The sequence below is a fragment of the Streptomyces swartbergensis genome (genome assembly GCF_002148965.1).
Classification (GTDB): Bacteria; Actinomycetota; Actinomycetes; order Streptomycetales; family Streptomycetaceae; genus Streptomyces; species Streptomyces swartbergensis.
In genome coordinates, this window is the sequence record NZ_NGFN01000760.1 from 1 (window position 1) to 925 (window position 925).

Annotated in this window: 2 protein-coding genes; both read right to left on the minus strand. The window is 70.1% G+C overall.

Features of this window, described 5'->3' with window-relative positions:
• Positions 1-437, minus strand: a 437-nt coding sequence (locus CA983_RS44155; protein ID WP_107500371.1) for a CYTH domain-containing protein, incomplete at its 3' end; no start/stop codon positions are given.
• The coding region (locus CA983_RS44160) for an aminotransferase class III-fold pyridoxal phosphate-dependent enzyme (RefSeq protein WP_143645874.1) at positions 437-925 on the minus strand (489 nt) is incomplete at its 5' end. The genes CA983_RS44160 and CA983_RS44155, both read right to left, overlap by 1 nt.

Sequence of the window (925 nt, forward strand, 5' to 3'; positions counted from 1 at the left end):
TTGTCGAACCGCAGGTCAGCGGTGACCTCCTCGGTGACCCACTCGGGCAGGTCGACCACGTCCGCGGCGTCCTCAGCATCCAGCTCCGCCAGGACCAGACCGGCGTTGGCGCCGAAGAACTCGTCCACGGTCCAGCCTTCGAAGCGTCCGCCCAGATAGTGCCGCTTCTTCTCCACCAACGGCTGCGGGCACAGCCGCGCGAGGATCTCCTCGGCGTCCGCGAGCGGCACGGGGTACTCGAACTCGGCCCTGCGCGCGCCTTGGCGCGGACCCTTGACGGTGATGACCGCCTCGGCGCCGTCGGTGATCCGCACCCGCACCCGCACCGCGCGCTCGGGTTCGGCGGACACATAGCCCTGGCGGACCTCCCGCGTGCGCACCACCGTCTCGCGCCAGCCGCGGCCCACGAGGAATTTCCGCTCCGTCTTCGCCGCCATCAGGCGATCCCGTTCAGCGCCGTCTCGAAGACCTCCGCGAGGATGTCCAGTTCGCGTTCTTCGATGACGAGCGGAGGGTGCACGTTGATGATGTCCGGTGCCATGCCGGTCGTGGCGACGAGGACGCCGGTGTCCGGGTGCCCAGACCGGAACAGGTGCCGCATTCGGCTGGCGTATGGTCCGGTGAGGACGATGCGCGCGGTGCCGCCCATCGCGTCGACACCCCGCACGAGGTTCGGATGCCGCGTGGCGATGTCGGTGAGCCGGGAGCGCATGGCTTCCTCCAGCCAGAGGATGTCCTTGTCCACCGTGGTCCACCGCTCCCAGCGGTCCAGCACCGTGTCCACGACGGCGAGGGCGCTTGGGATGCCGATGTAGGTGGAGGAGTGGCTGCCGGGCCGGTACCGCTCCGGGCTGCCCAGCGGCTCGCGGGACCACACCATGCTCAGCGCCGCACCGCCGTTGGCCAGGCCCTTGCTGGTGACGAC